The organism is Stenotrophomonas mexicanensis (assembly GCF_032911605.1).
Classification (GTDB): domain Bacteria; phylum Pseudomonadota; class Gammaproteobacteria; order Xanthomonadales; family Xanthomonadaceae; genus Stenotrophomonas; species Stenotrophomonas maltophilia_A.
Genome location: NZ_JAWJTG010000043.1, coordinates 23,319 through 41,948 on the forward strand (window position 1 = coordinate 23,319; position 18,630 = coordinate 41,948).

The 18,630-nt window shown below is 65.9% G+C and carries 17 protein-coding genes and 1 pseudogene; 13 read left to right on the forward strand and 5 right to left on the reverse strand.

Features of this window, described 5'->3' with window-relative positions; translation table 11 throughout:
• Positions 1-24 precede the first annotated feature (24 nt).
• The 6 genes from R1L06_RS16480 (at position 25) to galU (ending at position 5,662) form a co-directional block, all read left to right on the forward strand.
• A complete protein-coding gene (locus R1L06_RS16480) occupies positions 25-330 on the forward strand; it encodes an integration host factor subunit beta (protein ID WP_005409286.1) in 306 nt (101 codons plus the stop codon).
• Between the two features lie 77 nt (positions 331-407).
• Entirely contained in the window at positions 408-692 is a 285-nt protein-coding gene (locus tag R1L06_RS16485; protein WP_317218231.1) for a LapA family protein, read from the forward strand.
• Positions 693-698: 6 nt separating this feature from the next.
• The gene (gene lapB / locus R1L06_RS16490; protein WP_005416232.1) at positions 699-1,877 is read left to right on the forward strand and encodes a lipopolysaccharide assembly protein LapB; all 1,179 of its coding nucleotides are present in this window, start codon (positions 699-701) and stop codon (positions 1,875-1,877) included.
• Between the two features lie 3 nt (positions 1,878-1,880).
• Positions 1,881-2,870, forward strand: a complete 990-nt coding sequence (locus R1L06_RS16495) for an MraY family glycosyltransferase (RefSeq protein WP_317218232.1) — start codon at positions 1,881-1,883, stop codon at positions 2,868-2,870.
• A gap of 3 nt (positions 2,871-2,873) precedes the next feature.
• On the forward strand, positions 2,874-4,787 hold the full coding sequence (locus tag R1L06_RS16500; RefSeq protein WP_032130079.1) for a polysaccharide biosynthesis protein: 1,914 nt from the start codon (positions 2,874-2,876) through the stop codon (positions 4,785-4,787).
• Positions 4,784-5,662, forward strand: coding sequence for a UTP--glucose-1-phosphate uridylyltransferase GalU (galU, locus tag R1L06_RS16505; protein ID WP_019336276.1), 879 nt, complete (start codon positions 4,784-4,786; stop codon positions 5,660-5,662). Before R1L06_RS16500 ends, galU begins: the two co-directional genes overlap by 4 nt.
• Before the next feature lie 616 nt (positions 5,663-6,278).
• Here the strand turns inward: galU and R1L06_RS16510 are convergent.
• The 3 genes from R1L06_RS16510 to R1L06_RS16520 all read right to left on the reverse strand — a co-directional run bounded on the left by R1L06_RS16510 (position 6,279) and on the right by R1L06_RS16520 (position 10,657).
• Entirely contained in the window at positions 6,279-7,487 is a 1,209-nt protein-coding gene (locus R1L06_RS16510) for an acetyl-CoA C-acyltransferase (RefSeq protein ID WP_317218233.1), read from the reverse strand.
• 105 nt (positions 7,488-7,592) lie between these two features.
• Positions 7,593-9,965, reverse strand: coding sequence for a 3-hydroxyacyl-CoA dehydrogenase/enoyl-CoA hydratase family protein (locus R1L06_RS16515; protein WP_014036899.1), 2,373 nt, complete (start codon positions 9,963-9,965; stop codon positions 7,593-7,595).
• Positions 9,966-9,991: 26 nt separating this feature from the next.
• Positions 9,992-10,657: a TetR/AcrR family transcriptional regulator gene (locus tag R1L06_RS16520; RefSeq protein WP_241882127.1), complete on the reverse strand. Its 666-nt coding sequence runs from the start codon at positions 10,655-10,657 to the stop codon at positions 9,992-9,994.
• 321 nt (positions 10,658-10,978) lie between these two features.
• On the opposite strand from R1L06_RS16520, the gene ndk reads away from it, so the two are divergent.
• The 7 genes from ndk (at position 10,979) to der (ending at position 17,610) form a co-directional block, all read left to right on the forward strand.
• A complete protein-coding gene (gene ndk / locus R1L06_RS16525) occupies positions 10,979-11,404 on the forward strand; it encodes a nucleoside-diphosphate kinase (RefSeq protein ID WP_008265389.1) in 426 nt (141 codons plus the stop codon).
• A 10-nt stretch (positions 11,405-11,414) separates the two neighbouring features.
• On the forward strand, positions 11,415-12,620 hold the full coding sequence (gene rlmN / locus R1L06_RS16530) for a dual-specificity RNA methyltransferase RlmN (RefSeq protein ID WP_010484584.1): 1,206 nt from the start codon (positions 11,415-11,417) through the stop codon (positions 12,618-12,620).
• On the forward strand, positions 12,607-13,392 hold the full coding sequence (pilW, locus tag R1L06_RS16535; RefSeq protein WP_317218234.1) for a type IV pilus biogenesis/stability protein PilW: 786 nt from the start codon (positions 12,607-12,609) through the stop codon (positions 13,390-13,392). The genes rlmN and pilW overlap by 14 nt, the downstream gene beginning before the upstream one ends.
• Before the next feature lie 18 nt (positions 13,393-13,410).
• Complete coding sequence (locus R1L06_RS16540; protein WP_032130492.1) at positions 13,411-14,283, forward strand: RodZ domain-containing protein; 873 nt, start codon at positions 13,411-13,413, stop codon at positions 14,281-14,283.
• A gap of 65 nt (positions 14,284-14,348) precedes the next feature.
• Positions 14,349-14,987: a YfgM family protein gene (locus R1L06_RS16545; protein ID WP_032130493.1), complete on the forward strand. Its 639-nt coding sequence runs from the start codon at positions 14,349-14,351 to the stop codon at positions 14,985-14,987.
• Positions 14,987-16,195 (forward strand): outer membrane protein assembly factor BamB, encoded by a 1,209-nt coding sequence (gene bamB / locus R1L06_RS16550; RefSeq protein ID WP_032130494.1) that lies wholly within the window; start codon positions 14,987-14,989, stop codon positions 16,193-16,195. The genes R1L06_RS16545 and bamB overlap by 1 nt, the downstream gene beginning before the upstream one ends.
• A 17-nt stretch (positions 16,196-16,212) precedes the next feature.
• Positions 16,213-17,610: a ribosome biogenesis GTPase Der gene (gene der, locus R1L06_RS16555; RefSeq protein ID WP_014036905.1), complete on the forward strand. Its 1,398-nt coding sequence runs from the start codon at positions 16,213-16,215 to the stop codon at positions 17,608-17,610.
• Positions 17,611-17,693: 83 nt separating this feature from the next.
• Here der and R1L06_RS16560 read toward each other — a convergent pair whose 3' ends face one another.
• Positions 17,694-17,855: a hypothetical protein gene (locus tag R1L06_RS16560; protein WP_317218235.1), complete on the reverse strand. Its 162-nt coding sequence runs from the start codon at positions 17,853-17,855 to the stop codon at positions 17,694-17,696.
• Between the two features lie 287 nt (positions 17,856-18,142).
• Positions 18,143-18,574: pseudogene (locus tag R1L06_RS16565) on the reverse strand (transposase); the annotation flags it as partial.
• Between the last annotated feature and the right edge of the window lie 56 nt (positions 18,575-18,630).

An 18,630-nucleotide genomic window follows, 5' to 3' on the forward strand; every position in this document is an offset into this window, starting at 1 on the left:
AGATACCCCTGATGTGAGCCGGTAATGACCAAATCCGAACTGATCGAAATCCTTGCGCGCCGCCAGGCGCACCTGAAGGCCGATGATGTCGATCTGGCGGTGAAGTCGTTGCTGGAAATGATGGGCGGATCGCTGTCCGCCGGGGATCGCATCGAAATCCGTGGTTTTGGCAGCTTCTCGCTGCACTATCGTCCGCCGCGCCTGGGTCGCAACCCGAAGACCGGCGAATCGGTTGCCCTGCCGGGCAAGCACGTCCCTCATTTCAAGCCGGGCAAGGAACTGCGTGAGCGGGTCAGCAGTGTGCTGCCGCTGGACGCCGATCCGGCCTGAGCCTCCCGTCGCGCCACCGCGTGCGAATCCAGCCGCGAGTCGGATAAGCTACGGACTCCTGCCACTGGAGCTGTCGCATGAAGGTTTTTCGTCTGCTGGTCCTGCTGGCGATTCTGATCCTTGGATTGATCATCGGTGCGGTCAACATGACCGCGATGTCGATCAACCTGCTGTTTACCCAACTGCATACCTCGGTGGGCGTGGCCCTGATCGCCGCGCTGCTGGTGGGTGTCATCGTCGGTGCCGGCCTGGTGCTGGTGAGCGTGGTCATTCCGCTCTACAGCCAGTTGCGCCGCGCCAACAAGTCCGCTGTCGCCACGCCGGCACCGGTTGCTTCCCCCCAATCTTTTGATGGACGCTGATCGAAGATGGATTTCGTCACCGAGTGGTTCTGGTTCTTCCTGTTCGTTCCGCTGGCCGCACTGGCCGGGTGGGTGATCGGACGGCGTGGTGGTCAACGCCACGGTGACAGCCAGGTCAGCCGCCTGTCCAGCACCTACTTCCGCGGCCTGAACTACCTGCTCAACGAGCAGCCGGACAAGGCCATCGAGCTGTTCCTGCACATCGCCGAGCTGGACAAGGAAACCTTCGAGACCCAGGTCGCGCTGGGCCACCTGTTCCGCCGCCGCGGCGAAGTCGACCGCGCCATCCGCCTGCACCAGGGCCTGGTCAACCGCCACGACCTCAGCGATGCGCAACGCGTGCAGGCGCTGCTGGCGCTGGGCGAGGACTACATGAAGTCCGGCCTGCTGGACCGCGCCGAGACCGTGTTCACCGAACTTGCCCAGCTGGACCAGCGCGCACCGCAGGCGCTCAAGCACCTGATCGGCATCTACCAGGCCGAGCGCGACTGGGAAAAGGCGATCGACAACGCGACCCGTTTCGAGGACGTCACCGGCGAGCCGATGGGCAAGCTGATCGGGCAGTTCGAGTGCGAACTGGCCGAACGCTTCCGCGGTGCTGGCAAGCTGGAAGAGGCGAGGGCAGCGATTGCCCGGGCCTACCAGGCCGATGCGATGTCGGTGCGTGCCGGCATCATTGAAGGCCGCCTGGAAACCGATGCCGGCAATCCGGAAGCGGCCGTGCGCGCCTTCGAGCGCGCTGCGCGCAATGATCCGGAGTACCTGCCGGAGCTGCTGCCGGCGCTGATGCAGAACTACCGCAAGGTGGGCGATCTGGCGGGCGCGCGCGCGTTCTTGTCGGAGATGACCGAGCACTACCGCGGCATCGCCCCGGTGCTGGCGCTGACCCGCCTGATGGAAGAGCAGGAGGGCGTGGCCCCGGCCCGTGCCTACCTGGGCCGCCAGCTCAAGGATCGCCCGTCGGTGCGTGGCGAGTCCGCGCTGATCGACCTGACCCTGGCTGAAGGCGCCGATTCCACGGCGACCCTGCACGACCTCAAGCACATCACCGACCAGTTGCTGGTGCGCAATCCGGCCTATCGCTGCACCCGTTGTGGTTTCGGTGCGCGCACCCACCACTGGCAGTGCCCGAGCTGCAAGGAGTGGGGTACGGTCAAGCCGCTGCTGAACTACGCGGTGCTCTGATCCATGCCGTGGCTCGTGATGGGCGCGCTGCTGGGCCTGGCCCTGCTGAGTGCGGCACTGACCTGGGCGGCGCGGGGTTACGCGCTGCGCCGGCAACTGTTTGACCAGCCGGGCGAGCGCCGCAGCCATAGCGTGGCGACACCCCGCGGCGGCGGCATCGCCATTGTCATCAGCCTGCTGGTGACCGCCGGTGTTGCCATGTGGGCCTGGCCCGAAGCGCGTCCGAGCCTGCTGGTCGCCAGCCTTGGCCTGGCGCTGGTGGCGGGTATCGGCTGGTGGGACGACCACCGGCCGCTGCCGGCCATGCGCCGCCTGATGGTGCACTTCATCGCCGCCGCGCTGCTGGCCGCGCTGGTCAAGGTCCACGGTGGCAGCTGGCTGCTGGCCGTGCTGGTCCTGCTGTTCACCGCCTCGCTGATCAACATCTGGAATTTCATGGATGGGATCAACGGCATCGCGGTCAGCCAGGGCATCGTGGTCGCGCTGGGGCTGGCGCCGCTGCTGCCCTGGCCGTACTCGCTGGCGGCGGTCGCGTTGGGCCTGGCCTGCCTGGGCTTCCTGCCGTTCAACTTCCCGCGGGCCCGGATCTTCATGGGCGATGTCGGGAGTGGCGCGCTGGGCTACGCGGTGGCGGTAGTGCTGGCACTGGCCAGCGTCAAGACCGACATCCACTGGATCCTGCTGCTGGTGTCGGCATCGCCGTTCCTTGTGGACGCAGGCTTCACACTGCTGGCGCGCATCATTTCCGGACAACGCTGGATGGAACCCCATACCCAGCATGTCTACCAGCGCGCGGTGCAGGCAGGAGCCAGTCACGCCCAGGTAACAGGGATGTACTTTGCTTTGGGCCTGTTCAGTATTACAGTGCTTAATGTCTGCTCCAATTTGCAGCCGAGGTGGGAGGCTGCCGTGGCGATCGCGTGGTTCATTGCGCTGAGCGTCCTCTGGCTCCTCCTGCGCAATGGATTGCGCCACCCAAAAGGAAATACCTGACTTATGGCTTCACCCTGGCGGGACAGAATCCTCGGCCTGATGCCGCGTTCGGCCATCGTCTGCCACGACCTGTTCATGGTCTGGGCATGCTGGCAGCTGCTCCATGCGGGGCGGTATTCGATCCTGGCCAACGCCCCCGAGCTCCCTCTCTGGAACGTCGACACCACGCTGGTGCTGCTGCTGCAGGGCATGGTGTTCTGGCGCGTGGGCCTTTATCGGGGCCTGTGGCGGTTCGCCAGCGTCAGCGACCTGCTGAACATCTTCAAGGCCAGCTTCATTGGCATGGTCGCCATCGTGCTGGTGCTGATGTGGAAGCGCTTCGACGGCGTGCCGATGTCGGTGCTGGTGATCTATCCGTTCGCGCTGTCGGCGCTGCTGGGCGCGCCGCGCCTGCTGTACCGGGCCTGGAAGGACTATCAGGCACTGCAGTCGGACTCGTCCGCGCGCCGCGTGCTGATCCTGGGTGCCGGCCAGGCCGCCGAGACCCTGGTCCGTGACCTGCGCCGTTCCGGTAATTTCGAGCCGGTCGGCCTGCTGGACGACGCGCCGCACCTGCGCGGCGCCAAGCTGCAGGGCCTGCCGATCCTCGGCACCCTGGACGATGCGCCGACAGTGGTCCGGGAGACGGCAGCCAAGCTGCTGGTGATCGCCATTCCGTCGCTGGACGCGGCGGGCATGCAGCGGATCGTCGCCATCTGCGAGAGCACCGGCGTGCCGTTCCGCACCGTGCCCAAGCTCAGCGACATCCTGCAGGGCCAGTCGCTGCCGGGGCAGCTGAAGGAAGTGGCGATCGAGGATCTGCTGGGCCGCAAGCCGATCATGCCGGACTGGAACCTGATCCGTGGCTGGCTGGGCGGGCGTACGGTGATGGTCACCGGCGCCGGTGGCTCGATCGGCTCCGAGCTCTGCCGCCAGTGCGCACGGCATGGCGCCGGCCGCATCATCCTGCTCGAGATCAGCGAACTGCTGCTGCTGACCATCGAAGGCGAGCTGCGGCGCAGCTTCCCCGATGTCGAGATCGAAGCGGTGCTGGGCGACTGCGGTGACCCGGCGGTGATCCGCCACGCCCTGTCGCTGCATCCGGTCGACACCGCCTTCCATGCGGCTGCCTACAAGCACGTGCCGGTGCTGGAGCGGCAGCTGCGCGAAGCGGTGCGCAACAACATCCTGGCCACCGAGAACGTGGCCCGCGCCTGTCTGGAAGCGCGCGTTGAGCATTTCGTGTTCATCTCCACCGACAAGGCGGTCGACCCGGTCAATGCACTGGGCGCCAGCAAGCGCTATGCGGAGATGATCTGCCAGAGCCTGGACCAGAAGTCCACGCATACCCGTTTCGTTACGGTGCGCTTCGGCAACGTGCTGGCCTCGGCCGGCAGCGTGGTGCCGCTGTTCCGCGAACAGATCCTGCGTGGCGGTCCGGTGACCGTCACCGACCCGGAAGTCAGTCGCTACTTCATGACCATCCCGGAGGCCTGCCAGCTGATCCTGCAGGCGGCCGCTTCGGCATCGCATGGTGCGATCTATACGCTCGACATGGGCGAGCCGGTGCCGATCCGCGTGCTGGCCGAGCAGATGATCCGCCTGGCCGGCAAGCAGCCGTACAAGGACATTCCGATCATCTACACCGGGCTGCGTCCGGGCGAGAAGCTGCACGAGACGCTGTTCTATTCGGACGAGGACTACCGTTCCACCGCGCACCCGAAGATTCTCGAGGCCGGTGTACGTACGTTCTCGCGTGACCTGGTGCTGGGCAATGTCCCGCGCCTGCGCGATGCCGTGGCTGGTTACGACACGACCAGCATCCAGGAGATCCTGTTCGCGACGATGCCGGAGTTCTCTCCCATCGAACAGGATGCTTACATTTCATCCGCTAAAGTCGTGCCCTTTCCGGCACGTGAGGCCAACAGGCACCAATGAGCAAGCGAATTCGCAAGGCAGTTTTTCCAGTGGCAGGGCTCGGGACGCGCTTTTTGCCGGCAACCAAGACGGTTCCGAAGGAAATGTTGCCGATCATTGATCGTCCGCTGATCCAGTACGCGGTCGATGAAGCGATTGAAGCCGGTTGCGACACGCTGGTGTTCATCACCAACCGCTACAAGCATGCCGTGGCCGACTACTTCGACAAGGCCTACGAACTGGAGCAGAAGCTCGAGCGCGCCGGCAAGCAGGAGCAGCTGGAGATGATCCGCCATGTGCTGCCCAATGGCGTGCGCGCGATCTTCGTGACCCAGGCCGAAGCACTGGGCCTGGGCCATGCGGTGCTGTGCGCCAAGGCCGTGATCGGTGACGAGCCGTTCGCGGTGCTGTTGCCGGACGACCTGATCTGGAACCGCGGCGACGGCGCACTGAAGCAGATGGCCGACCTCAACGAGGCCAGTGGTGCCAGCGTGATCGCCGTTGAAGACGTGCCGCACGACAAGACTGCCAGCTACGGCATCGTTGCCACTGACGCGTTCGACGGCCGCAAGGGTCGCATTTCGCAGATCGTGGAGAAGCCGAAGCCGGAGGACGCACCGAGCGACCTGGCCGTGGTCGGTCGCTACGTGCTGAGCCCGAAGATTTTCGAGTTGCTGGAACAGACCGGCAGTGGTGCCGGTGGCGAGATCCAGCTGACCGATGCGATCGCGCAGCTGCTGAAGACCGAAGAGGTCGATGCCTACCGCTTCGAGGGCACCCGCTTCGACTGCGGCACGCACCTGGGGCTGGTGGAGGCGACGATCCGCTTCGCGCTGGACAACCCGAAGCTGGCAGGGCCGGCGCGGGAGAAACTGACGGCGATGTTGGCGGAATAAGGTTTATCAAGCGCTCCGTGTTGCGCCTTGATTGATACGTGATGGGCGGGACGGGTGGGCCTTTGCAGGACACGCCGTAAACCCGTCCTTGGGGGCTCGATGGCGCCTTGCTCGTGTGCGCTGTCCTGCGCACACGGCAAGACCGGGGTTGGGCGTCCTGCCCAACCCGCCCAAGGCATGCCTTGGGCCCATGGCGCCAACGGTCCTGCAAAGGCCCACCCATCCCACCTGTCAGGTCTCCTGCGGGCGCGGACGGGAAGGGCGGAATCAAAGGAAAAAAAGGAAACGAAAAAGGCAGCCAATGGCTGCCTTCTTCGTTTCCGCGAGCATCCACGCATGGCGTGGCTCTACTGCCCTTGCCTTTGCTCACTCCTCCGTCGCGGGGAGGCTGGAAGGGCCGGGTCGGCAGGGCTGCCCGGGACCGTTGGCGCCATGGGCCCAAGGCATGCCTTGGGCGGGTTGGGCAGGACGCCCAACCCCGGTCTTGCCGTGTGCGCAGGACAGCGCACACGAGCAAGGCGCCATCGAGCCCCCATGGATGGGTCCACGGCGTGTCCCGGGCAGCCCTGCCGACCCGGCCCACGCCATGAAGCCCAACGAGGCAACGCTTTGAACCTTACAGCGCCTCGAAAATACCCGCTGCGCCCATGCCGGTACCGATGCACATCGTCACCATGCCGTACTTCTGCTGGCGACGACGCAGGCCGTGCAGCAGGGTCGCGGTACGGATCGCGCCGGTCGCACCGAGCGGGTGGCCCAGGGCAATCGCGCCACCCAGCGGGTTGACCTTGTTCGGGTCCAGGCCGCAATCGCGGATCACCGCCAGCGACTGCGCGGCGAAGGCTTCGTTCAGTTCAATCCAGTCCAGCTGGTCCTGGGTCAGGCCGGCCTGCTTCAGTGCCTTCGGGATCGCGGCGATCGGGCCGATGCCCATCACTTCCGGGCGCACGCCGGCTACCGAGAAGCTGACGAAACGAGCCAGCGGGGTCAGGCCGTAGTCCTTGATCGCCTGCTCGGAGGCCAGCAGCACGGCGCCGGCGCCATCGCTCATCTGCGACGAGTTGCCGGCGGTGACGGTGCCGCCGAACTGGCCGTTGCGGAACACCGGGCGCAGCTTGGCCAGGCCTTCGGCCGAGGAATCCGGGCGCGGGCCTTCGTCGGTTTCGGCGATCTTGTTGCGGGTGATGATGCGCTGGCCGTCGGCCAGGTCCGGCAGGTGCGAGACGATGTCGTACGGGCTGATCTCGTCCTTGAACTCGCCGTTCTGGATCGCGGCCATGGCCTTCTGGTGCGAGGCCAGGGCGAAGGCGTCCTGGTCTTCGCGCGAGACCTTCCACTCTTCGGCGACCTTCTCGGCGGTGATGCCCATGCCGTAGGCGATGGCGACGTGGTCGTTGTCGAACACGCTCGGCGCCATGGCGATCTTGTTGCCCATCATCGGCACCATCGACATCGATTCGGTGCCACCGGCCAGCATCAGGTCGGCATTGCCCAGGCGGATCGCGTCGGCGGCCTGCGCCACGGCCTGCAGGCCGGAGGAGCAGAAGCGGTTCACGGTCTGCGCGGCGATGGTGTTGGGCAGGCCAGCCAGCAGCACGCCGATGCGCGCCACGTTCATGCCCTGCTCGGCTTCCGGCATGGCGCAGCCGATGATCGCATCATCGATGCGGTTGACGTCCACGCCCGGGGCCTGGGCGACGACGCTGCGCAGCACGTGCGCAAGCATGTCGTCGGGGCGGGTGTTGCGGAACATGCCCTTGGGCGCCTTGCCAACCGGGGTACGGGTGGCGGCGACGATGTAGGCGTCCTGGATTTGCTTGGTCATTGCAGTGATCTCTCGAATAGGTTTTGTAGAGTCGAGCCATGCTCGACTGCCACATCAGGGAGTGCCGACCAACGGTCGGCACCCACCGAAAGCAGGGAGGGGCGATCAATTACGCAGCGGCTTGCCGGTCTTGAGCATGTGCGCGATGCGGGCCTGGGTCTTTTCCTGCTGGGCCAGTTCGACGAAGTGCTTGCGCTCCAGGGTCAGCAGCCACTCTTCGTCCACCAGGGTGCCGCGGTCGACCTTGCCACCGCACAGCACGGTGGCGATGCGCTCGGCGATCTCGTAGTCGTACGGGCTGATGAAACGGCCTTCCAGCATGTTGACCAGCATCATCTTGAAGGTGGCGATACCCACGTCGCCGGCCACCTGGATGCGGCGTGCCGGCAGCGGCGGACGGTAGCCCGCTTCGGCCAGGGCGCGCGCTTCGGCCTTGGCGATGTGCAGGGCCTCGTAGCTGTTGAACACCACCTTGTCGGTGCTGCGCAGCAGGCCCAGTTCCTTGGCGTTGACCGCCGAGTTGGACACCTTGGCCATCGCCACGGTTTCGAAGGTCTTCTTCAGTTCGGCGAACACGTCACCGCCCGGGCCCGCCGCCTGCGAGGCACGCACGGCCAGTTCCTTCAGGCCGCCACCGGCCGGCAGCAGGCCGACGCCGGCCTCGACCAGGCCGATGTAGCTTTCCAGGAAGGCCACGGTCTTGGCGCTGTGCATCTGGAACTCGCAACCACCACCCAGCGCCAGGCCACGCACGGCAGCCACCACCGGCACCAGCGAGTACTTGATGCGCTGGCTGGTGCGCTGGAAGTTGGCGACCATCTCTTCGAACTGGTCGACCTTGCCGGCCTGCAGCAGGCCCAGCGCGCCGGCCAGATCGGCGCCGGCGGAGAAGGGTTCCTTCTGCTGCCAGATCACCAGGCCCTGGAAGTCCTTCTCGGCGCGGCTGACACATTCCTGCAGGCCGTCGAGCACCTGGTCGGACACGGTGTTCATCTTGGTCTTGAAGCTGACCACGGCGATGCCATCACCGTCGTGCCACATGCGCAGGCCGTCGTTCTCGAACACGGTCTCGCCCGGCGCGAACTTCTCGCCCAGCAGCGGATCCGGGAAGCGCTGGCGCTGATACACCGGCAGCGACGAGCGCGGCAGCTTGGCGTTGCGCGACGGGCTGTAGCTGCCCTCGGCGGCGTGCACGCCATCGCGGCCATCGAAGACCCAATCCGGCAGCGGGGCATTGCTCATGCTCTTGCCGGCGACGATGTCATCGGCGATCCACTGTGCCACCTGCTTCCAGCCGGCGGCCTGCCAGGTTTCGAACGGGCCCAGCGACCAGCCGTAGCCCCAGCGGATGGCCAGGTCGACGTCGCGCGCGGTTTCGGCGATGTCGGCCAGATGGTAGGCGCTGTAGTGGAACAGGTCGCGGAAGGTCGCCCACAGGAACTGCGCCTGCGGGTGCTGGCTTTCGCGCAGCTTGGCGAATTTCTCGGCCGGGTTCTTGATCTTCAGGATCTCGACCACTTCCGGTGCGGCGGCGCGGTCGGCCGGACGGTAGTCCTGCTTCTCCAGGTCCAGCACCACAATGTCCTTGCCGACCTTGCGGAAGATGCCGGCGCCGGTCTTCTGGCCCAGCGCGCCCTTGGAAATCAGCGCGTCCAGCCACTTCGGCGACTTGAAGAACTCATGCCACGGATCATTGGGCAGGGTATCGCCCATGGTCTTGATGACGTGGGCCATGGTGTCCAGGCCGACCACGTCGGAGGTGCGGTAGGTGGCCGACTTCGGGCGGCCGACCAGCGGGCCGGTCAGGCCGTCCACTTCATCGAAGCCCAGGCCGAACTGCTGGGTGTGATGGATGGTGGACAGGATCGAGAACACGCCGATGCGGTTGCCGATGAAGTTCGGGGTGTCCTTGGCGTACACCACGCCCTTGCCCAGAGTGGTGACCAGGAATTCTTCCAGGCCTTCCAGCACGGCGGCATCGGTGGTGGTGGCCGGGATCAGCTCGGCCAGGTGCATGTAGCGCGGCGGGTTGAAGAAGTGCACGCCGCAGAAGCGGTGGCGCAGCTGCTCGGGCAGCACGTCGGCCAGCTTGTTGATGCCCAGGCCCGAGGTGTTGGAGGCCAGCACCGCGTGGTCGGCCACGAACGGCGCGATCTTCTTGTACAGGTCCTGCTTCCAGTCCATGCGCTCGGCGATGGCCTCGATGATCAGGTCGCAGTCCTTCAGCTGCTCCAGGCCGGACTCGTAGTTGGCCGGGGTGATGGCTTCGGCCAGCGACTTGCTGGCCAGCGGCGCCGGGCTCAGCTTGCCCAGGTTGGCGATCGCCTTCAGCACGATGCCGTCAGCCGGACCTTCCTTGGCGGGCAGGTCGAACAGCACGGTGTCGACGCCAGCGTTGGTGAGGTGGGCGGCGATCTGGGCACCCATGACGCCGGCACCCAGCACGGCGGCGCGGCGGACTAGCAGGGAATTGGACATGGTGTAGGGCCTTTGTTGGTCAGCAGTTACTGGGTGGAATCAAGGGAAGCGGGCAGGGCGCTGGCGCGTGCGGCGGCGCGGAACCCGGCTTCGGCGAAATGGATCAGTTCGTGGGCGGCATGGGCACGATGCGCCGCTTCGGTGACACCGGCGGGACGCTTGATCAGCCCGAAGTCGGCCATGGCATAGGTGAGCGAGCCGGCCAGGAAATCCAGGCGCCAGTACAGCTCTTCCTTGCTCAGGTCGGGTGCGCATTCGGCAATCGCCTTGCCGAACGCACGCAGCACGTGACCGTAGTGGTCGGACAGGAACTTGCGCAGGTTGTCGTTCTTCTCTGCGTAGGCGCGGGCGATCACGCGCACGAAGGCGCCGCCGTTCTGGCGGTCCTGGGCCAGCGCCAGTGCCGGCTCGACGAAGGCGGCCAGCACCGGGCGCAGCTGCCCGGGGTGTTCGCTGCGGGCGCGCTCGAGCTGCGCCAGGCGTGCGCCGGTCATCTCGTCCATGCGGCGGCGGAACACCTCGTTGACCAGGTTTTCCTTGGAGCCGAAGTGGTAGTTGACCGCGGCGATGTTGACGTCGGCCTGGCTGGTCACCTGGCGTAGCGACGTGCCGGCGAAGCCGTGCTGTGCGAACAGCTCCTCGGCCGCGCCGAGGATCCGGTCCTTGGTCGAGAAGTGGGCGGGTTTGGCCATCGGCGGGCGGACCTTAATCAAACGATTGTTTGATACTAGGACCAGACGGTAGCGTATGGCATTTTGCAGTGCAGCAAAATCATGTCGGCCGGTTACAAGGGATTCAGTAGTGCCAGCCCATGGCTGGCAACCATTGATCCTGAATGGGCAGGCTCCGGCGCTCGAGATCCCGCATCGTGCCTGCCAGCCATGGGCTGGCACTACTGAACGGGATCTTTTACAATTCGCCTACGTTTATCAGGCTAAGCCCGCGTCCCGACGCGGGTTTTTTTCATGTTACCCTTCGGGCCATCAGCGGCCCGATTCCATTGGAGACATCCCATGGCGCTGGAGCGCACCCTTTCGATCATCAAGCCGGACGCCGTTGCCAAGAACGTCATCGGCGAAATCTACGCCCGCTTCGAGAAGGCCGGCCTGAAGGTCGTGGCCGCCAAGTACAAGCAGCTGTCGCGCCGTGAAGCCGAAGGCTTCTACGCCGTGCACCGCGAGCGTCCGTTCTTCAACGCGCTGGTCGAGTTCATGATCTCCGGCCCGGTGATGATCCAGGCCCTGGAAGGCGAGAACGCCGTCCTGGCCCACCGCGACCTGCTGGGCGCCACCAACCCGAAGGAAGCCGCTGCGGGCACCATCCGCGCCGACTTCGCCGAATCCATCGATGCCAACGCCGCCCACGGCTCGGACTCGGTCGAGAATGCCGCGATTGAAATCGCCTACTTCTTCGCCGCCACCGAAGTCGTTTCGCGCTGAGAGTAATGCCGTGAACGAGGTCGTACAGTCCCCCGCCATCCAGTCGCTGCCGAAGTCGGCACCCACGGCTGGCAAGCAGAACCTGCTCGACCTCGATCGCGCGGGCCTGGAGAAGTTTTTCGTCGAGGTTCTCGGCGAGAAGAAGTTCCGTGCCCATCAGGTGATGAAGTGGATCCACCATCGCTACGTCACCGACTTCGATGAAATGACCGACCTCGGCAAGGTCCTGCGCGCCAAGCTGCAGGCCCATGCCGAGGTGCTGGTTCCCAACATCGTGTTCGACAAGCCCTCCGCCGACGGCACCCACAAGTGGCTGCTGGCGATGGGCGTGGATGGCAAGAACGCCATCGAGACCGTGTACATCCCGGACAAGACCCGCGGCACGCTGTGCGTGTCCTCGCAGGTCGGTTGCGGCCTGAACTGCACGTTCTGCTCCACCGCCACCCAGGGCTTCAACCGCAACCTGACCACCGCCGAGATCATCGGCCAGGTGTGGGTTGCCGCACGCCACCTGGGCAACGTGCCGCACCAGATGCGCCGCCTCACCAACGTGGTGATGATGGGCATGGGCGAGCCGCTGATGAATTTCGACAACGTCGTGCGCGCCATGAGCGTGATGCGCGACGACCTGGGCTACGGCCTGGCCAACAAGCGCGTGACCCTGTCGACCTCTGGCCTGGTGCCGCAGATCGACCGCCTGTCTGCCGAAAGCGACGTGTCGCTGGCGGTGTCGCTGCATGCGCCGAACGACGCGCTGCGCGAGACCCTGGTGCCGCTCAACAAGAAGTATCCGATCGCCGAGCTGATGGCCTCGTGCGCACGCTACCTGCGCGCCAACAAGCGCCGCGAATCGGTCACCTTCGAATACACCCTGATGAAGGGCATCAACGACAAGCCCGAGCATGCCCGCGAGCTGGCCCGCCTGATGCGCCAGTTCGACAACGCGGTGCAGGCCAAGGATTCGGGCAAGGTCAACCTGATCCCGTTCAATCCGTTCCCGGGTACCCGCTACGAGCGCTCGGAAGAAGCGCATATCCGTGCCTTCCAGAAGATCCTGCTCGACAGCAACGTGCTGACCATGGTCCGCCGCACCCGAGGCGACGACATCGACGCCGCCTGCGGCCAGCTCAAGGGTCAGGTGATGGACCGCACCCGCCGCCAGGCGGAGTTCAACAAGACGCTGCAGGCGGGGAAGGGGAGCGATGCCGCGGCCTGACCGCCTCTGGCTGGTTCTGTTCGCAGGCGTGCTGGCCGTTGCGGTCGGCGGCTGCAAATCCCATCCCAAGGCCAAGCTGGGCCCCAGTGAGGCGCCGGTCTACTCGGTCCGTGATCCGGACAACGTGCGGCGCCAGGTGCGCCTGCAGGACCTGCTGGCCCTGGCCGCCCGCGACATGCAGGTGGGCAACCTCGATGCGGCCGAGCGCAAGGCGCGCGAGGCGCTGAAGCTGGCCCCCGAGTCGCCCGATGCGCTGGTGCTGCTGGCCGGCATCGACGAGCGCCGTGGCCGGACCCAGCAGGCTGGCGAGAGCTTCCGCAGGGCTGCCGAGCAGGCGCCGCAGCGCGGGGACATCCTCAACAATTACGGCGCGTGGCTGTGCCAGCAGGGCCGGCCGGCCGAGTCGCTGGTCTGGTTCGATCGTGCGCTGCAGGCGCCGGGCTACGCCACGCCGGCCGAGTCCCAGGCCAATGCCGGGGGCTGTGCGCTGGACGCCGGCCAGTTCGAACGTGCCGAGCGCGACCTGCGTGCGGCGCTGGCAACGCTGCCGGGAAACCCGGTCGCGCTGGAGGCGATGGCCCAGCTCAGCTTCCGCCAGGGCCGCTTCATGGAGGCCCGGGCCTTCGCCGAACGTAGGATTGCGGCTGCACCCGCAACGCGTTCCGTGTTACAACTTGCGTCTCAAATCGAAGCGCGGCTGGGTGATCGGGCGGCATCTGACCGCTATCTTCAGCGCATTCGACAGGAATTTCCGCAGGAAGCGGGCTCCTAACTCCAGGGTTGATGCATTGTGATTGATGACCAGACTGTGAGCGCTCTCGAGACTGCGGCCGGCTGCGGCAGCCGCCTGCGCCAGGCCCGCGAGGCGGCCGGACTGACCCTCGAAGATGTCGGCTCGCGCCTGCGCATGCCGGTCCAGGTGGTCAAGTCGCTGGAAGAGGAACAATGGCAGAAGCTGGGGGCGCCGGTGTTCGTGCGCGGCCAGCTGCGCAGCTACGCGCGCCTGCTGGACGTGGATGTGAGCCAGCTGCTGGAGCAGGCCCAGGTCGGCCCGGTGGTTCCGCCCACCCTGGTCAGCCATACCCATACCCCGCGTGCGCGCCGCATTGCCGAGAATCTCGGCCGTCGCGTCCTGTATGTCGGTATCACCGCGGTGCTGGCGGTGCCGGTGTGGTTCGCCACCCGTGGTCATTTTGATGGCAGTGCGACGCCGTCGCCGAACACCGCTTCGCTGGACGCGATCCCGGCCGCTGTGCCGGTGACCCCGTCTGCCGCCGGCGTCGAGCCGGCCGCCGTGGCTGACGTGGCGAGCGCCCCGGCCAGCAAGCCGGCCGCCACCCCGTACGTAGCCTCGCTGGCCCCGGTGCCGCGTTCAGCCCCGGCACCAGCGGCTGCCGCCAACACGCTGGACATGCAGTTCAGCGGCGACAGCTGGGTCGATATCGGCGGCCCGGACGGCGCTACCGTCGAGAAGGCGCTGATCAAGTCCGGCGAGAGCCGCAGCTTCACGCCGGGCCAGGTGACCCGGGTGACCCTGGGCAACGCCTCGGCGGTCCAGGTTCAGCAGAACGGCGCTATCGTCGATCTGACCCCCTACCAGCGAGCCAACGTGGCACGCTTTCAGGTATCCTCTGAAGGCTCCGTAGTCCCGGTTTCGCACTGAGGCGCGGTTTCACCACCTTCGATTAATCCCAATGGTCCCTCCCGATGGGCGGGGCGAGAGTACGCATGGCGATCGACGATCTGCTCGACGAGCACGAACAAAGTGAACGCGTCCGCAGCTGGCTGCGGAAGAATGGCGCCAGCATCCTCGGTGGCGTAGTCATCGCCATCGGTGCCATTGCCGGCTGGCAGTGGTACCAGAAGGATCAGGGCGGCAAGCTGGCCTCGGCCAATGTCGAGTACCAGAAGGCGCTCGTTGGCCTGCAGCAGAACAAGCTCGACGACGCCTCCAAGGCGGTCAAGGCGCTCGAAGCCGGCCCGTCCAGCATCTACGGCGACCTCGCGGCGCTGCAGCTGGCCAAGGCCCAGGTCGACGCCGGCAAGAACGAAGAAGCCCTGGCCACCCTGCGCGGCGTGAAGGTCGAAGGTGACCTGCAGCGCGTGGTCGACCAGCGTGTGGCCCGCCTGCTGGTGGCCACCGGCAAGAGTGACGAGGCGATCAAGCTGCTGGGCAGCGCCACCGACAGCAGCAGCCTGGAAATCCATGGCGACGCGCTGATGGCGCAGGGCAAGCGTGATGACGCCCGAGGCCAGTACGAGAAAGCGCTGAAGTCGCTGGACGTGGCAGCGCCGCAGCGGCGCCTGCTGGAAACCAAGGTTATGGACGCCGGCGGCACCGTTGCCGCCCCTGCGGAGTCGGTTTGATGAGTCAGAAGGTCATGATCACCCGCGTCGCCACCGTGCTCCTGATGGGCATGGCCCTGACCGGCTGCAGCACCGTGAAGGGCTGGTTCGCCGGCAAGGACGCGGCCGCGAAGAAGGCACAGGAACCGGCTGAGCTGGTCAAGTTCGAGCCGACCGTGAAGGTCAACAAGGCCTGGTCGGTCAACCTCGGCAAGGGCGAGCGCCGCATCGGCGTGCGCCAGGGCCCGGCCGTGGCCAACGGCCACGTGTTCGCTGCGGCACTCACCGGTGGCGTGCACGCCATCGACCTGCAGACCGGCAAGAAGGTCTGGACCTGGGAGCCGAAGAAGGAAAAGAAGAAGGCCAAGCTGCGCCTGTCCGGCGGCCCGGGGGTCGGTGAGAACCTGGTCGTGATCGGCACGCTCGATGGCCAGGTCATCGCCCTGGACATCAACGACGGCAGCGAGAAGTGGCGCGCCCGTGTTCCGGGTGAAGTCATCGCCGCGCCGGCCATCGCCCAGGGCGCGGTCTACGTGCGCAGCAATGACGGCCGCATCACCGCGTTCGATGCCGGCAACGGCACCCAGAAGTGGTTCAACCCGAGCGAGCTGCCGGCGCTGACCGTGCGTGGCAACGCGCCGGTGGTGACCGGCCCGGGCGTGCTGTTCATCGGCAAGGACGAGGGCGCGGTTGCCGCCCTGGCCCAGCAGGATGGCCGCACCCTGTGGGAACAGAATGTGGGCAACGGTGAAGGCCGTACCGAGCTGGAGCGCATGGCCGATGTCGACGGTGCGCCGGTGCTGGATGGCAATACCCTGTTCGTGAGCAGCTTCAAGAACCAGACGATGGCCATCGAAGGCCCGACCGGTCGCCCGCTGTGGGCGCGCGACCATGGTGGTGCCGGTGGCGTGGCGGTCTCGTCTGGCAATGTGTTCGTCACCGACAACAAGGGCGGCGTGTTCGGCCTGGACAAGGCCAGCGGCGCGGCGATGTGGTCGCAGACCGCACTGGCCCGTCGCTCGCTGACCGGCCCGGCACTGCACGGCGACTACGTGGTGGTCGGCGACTACAAGGGATACGTGCACTGGCTGCAGACCTCCGATGGTGCGATGGCGGCACGGGCAAAGAGCGGCGGTGACGCCCTGCTGGCCCAGCCAATCGTCGTAGACGGGGTGCTGCTGGTGCAGAACGTTGATGGCAAGCTGACCGCCTTCCGGTTGGCAAATTAAAAATTGGAGTAATCGCGATGCTGCCTTTGGTCGCCCTGGTTGGACGGCCGAATGTCGGCAAGTCGACTATTTTCAATGCGCTTACGCGCACCCGTGACGCCCTGGTCCATGACCAGCCCGGCGTCACCCGCGACCGCAACTACGGTGTCTGCCGTCTGGACGAGGACAATCATTTCCTCGTCGTCGACACCGGCGGTATCGCGGAAGAGGAAGAGGGTCTGGCAGGGGCTACCACCCGCCAGGCCCGTGCCGCTGCGGCGGAAGCCGACCTGATCCTGTTCGTGGTCGATGCCCGTGAGGGTACCTCGGCGATGGACGACGAGATCCTGGCCTGGCTGCGCAAGCTGTCGCGCCCGACGCTGCTGCTGATCAACAAGATCGACGGCACCGACGAGGACACCGTGCGTTCGGAGTTCGCCCGCTACGGCTTCGGCGAGATGCTGACCGTGTCGGCCGCGCACCGCCAGGGCCTGGACGACCTGCTGGACGAAGTGATCCAGCGACTGCCGGAAGAGGGCAGCGGCGAAGAGCTGGACAACGATCCGAACCGCATCCGCATCGCCTTCGTCGGCCGCCCGAACGTGGGCAAGTCCACCCTGGTCAACCGCATCCTCGGCGAGGAGCGCATGATCGCCTCCGACGTGCCGGGCACCACCCGCGACTCGATCGCAGTGGACCTGGAGCGTGATGGCCGCGAGTACCGCCTGATCGACACCGCCGGCCTGCGCCGTCGTTCGCGTGTGGACGAGGTCGTCGAGAAGTTCTCGGTGGTCAAGACCATGCAGTCGATCGAGCAGTGCCAGGTGGCCGTGCTGATGCTCGACGCCACCGAAGGCGTGACTGACCAGGACGCCACCGTGCTCGGTGCCGTGCTCGACGCCGGCCGCGCGCTGGTGATCGCCATCAACAAGTGGGATGGCCTGACCGAGTACCAGCGCGAGCAGGCGGAAACCATGCTGTCGCTGAAGCTGGGCTTCGTGCCGTGGGCCGAGTCGGTGCGCATCTCGGCCAAGCATGGCTCGGGCCTGCGTGAGCTGTTCCGCGCGGTGCACCGCGCGCACGAATCGGCGAACAAGACCTTCACCACCAGCGAAGTGAACAAGGCGCTGGAAGTGGCGTATGAGACCAACCCGCCGCCGACCATCCGCGGCCATGTCTCCAAGCTGCGTTACGTGCACCCGGCCGGTGCCAACCCGCCGACCTTCATCGTGCACGGCACGCGCCTGAAGGAACTGCAGGAATCGTACAAGCGCTACCTGGAGAACTTCTTCCGCAAGCGCTTCAAGCTGATCGGCACGCCCGTGAGCTTCATCTTCCGCGAGGGTACCAACCCGTACGAGGGCAAGAAGAACGTCCTCACCGAGCGGCAGGTCAAGGCCAAGCGGCGCTTGATGAAGCACGTCAAGGGCAAGTGATGCCGCCATGATGGCGCACTTGCCCAAGGAAATCAGGTAGTTGTCGGTGCTAGCGTGGGGTCATGGAAACCCGGACCCCATCGTCACTGAAATGGCTTGTCGATAAGCGCGCCCGCCTCGCTGGCCACATTGCCCAGATCCAGAGAAGGGCCGACGCTGCTCGTCAGCGTGCGGCCGATCTGGACAGCAGCGTCGAGGCGACGCGCAGGGATCTTGAAGCACTGGACCGCATTCTTGGCCTTCACGACATCTGCGTGCCTCCGGAGGTTATCCGACCGGTACGAATGTCGAGTGAGGGTCCGCTGCTACAGCGCGGCCATATCAGCCGAAACGTCCTAGCCTGCCTGAGAGAGGCGGCGGGTGAATGGCGGTCTACGACTGAGGTCCTGCTGTTCGTCGGCTCGCAGGGCAAGGCGGTGGACGGAAATGTGCAGTATGCGGAACTCAGGCTGCGGGTACGCAAATGCCTGCAGGCTCACTGTTCCGCCGGACGGGTCATCCGGCGGAACAGCCCGAGCACTAACGTAGAGGGTTACTGGGCACTCGCGCCCGACGCCGATGACGGCGGGATGCCCTGATTCATTAGGATCTCAGTCCCGCGCCGTTTCCCTTGGTAGTAGCCGCGCCACCACCGCGAATGCCCCACGGTGAGGGCCTTTACCAGAAGCATTTCGACCTGCGTTCTGATCGAGAACCTACGGACGTCCTCGCGCCACGCCATTTCGTTCGCATAGTCAGCCAGGTAAGCCGGCCGCACACCGTGCGAAACCCCATACTCCCAACGTCTGAGCCGGCTGAAGAACGACTCGGCCTGGTTCTCGTTGACACCCTCGACCGAAACGTACTCTTGGCTATGCCTGACGGCGCAGTGGATGTGTGTCGCTGAAACGGTCGCGTAGGCGGGACTTTCGTCGGTCATGATGATTGCTTCGGGGCTGACGTAACGCGCGATCAGCTTCGCGGATCGGGTTCTACCCCGTTTTCACGGACACTTACAAGAAGGCCGATTCAGGCCATGAG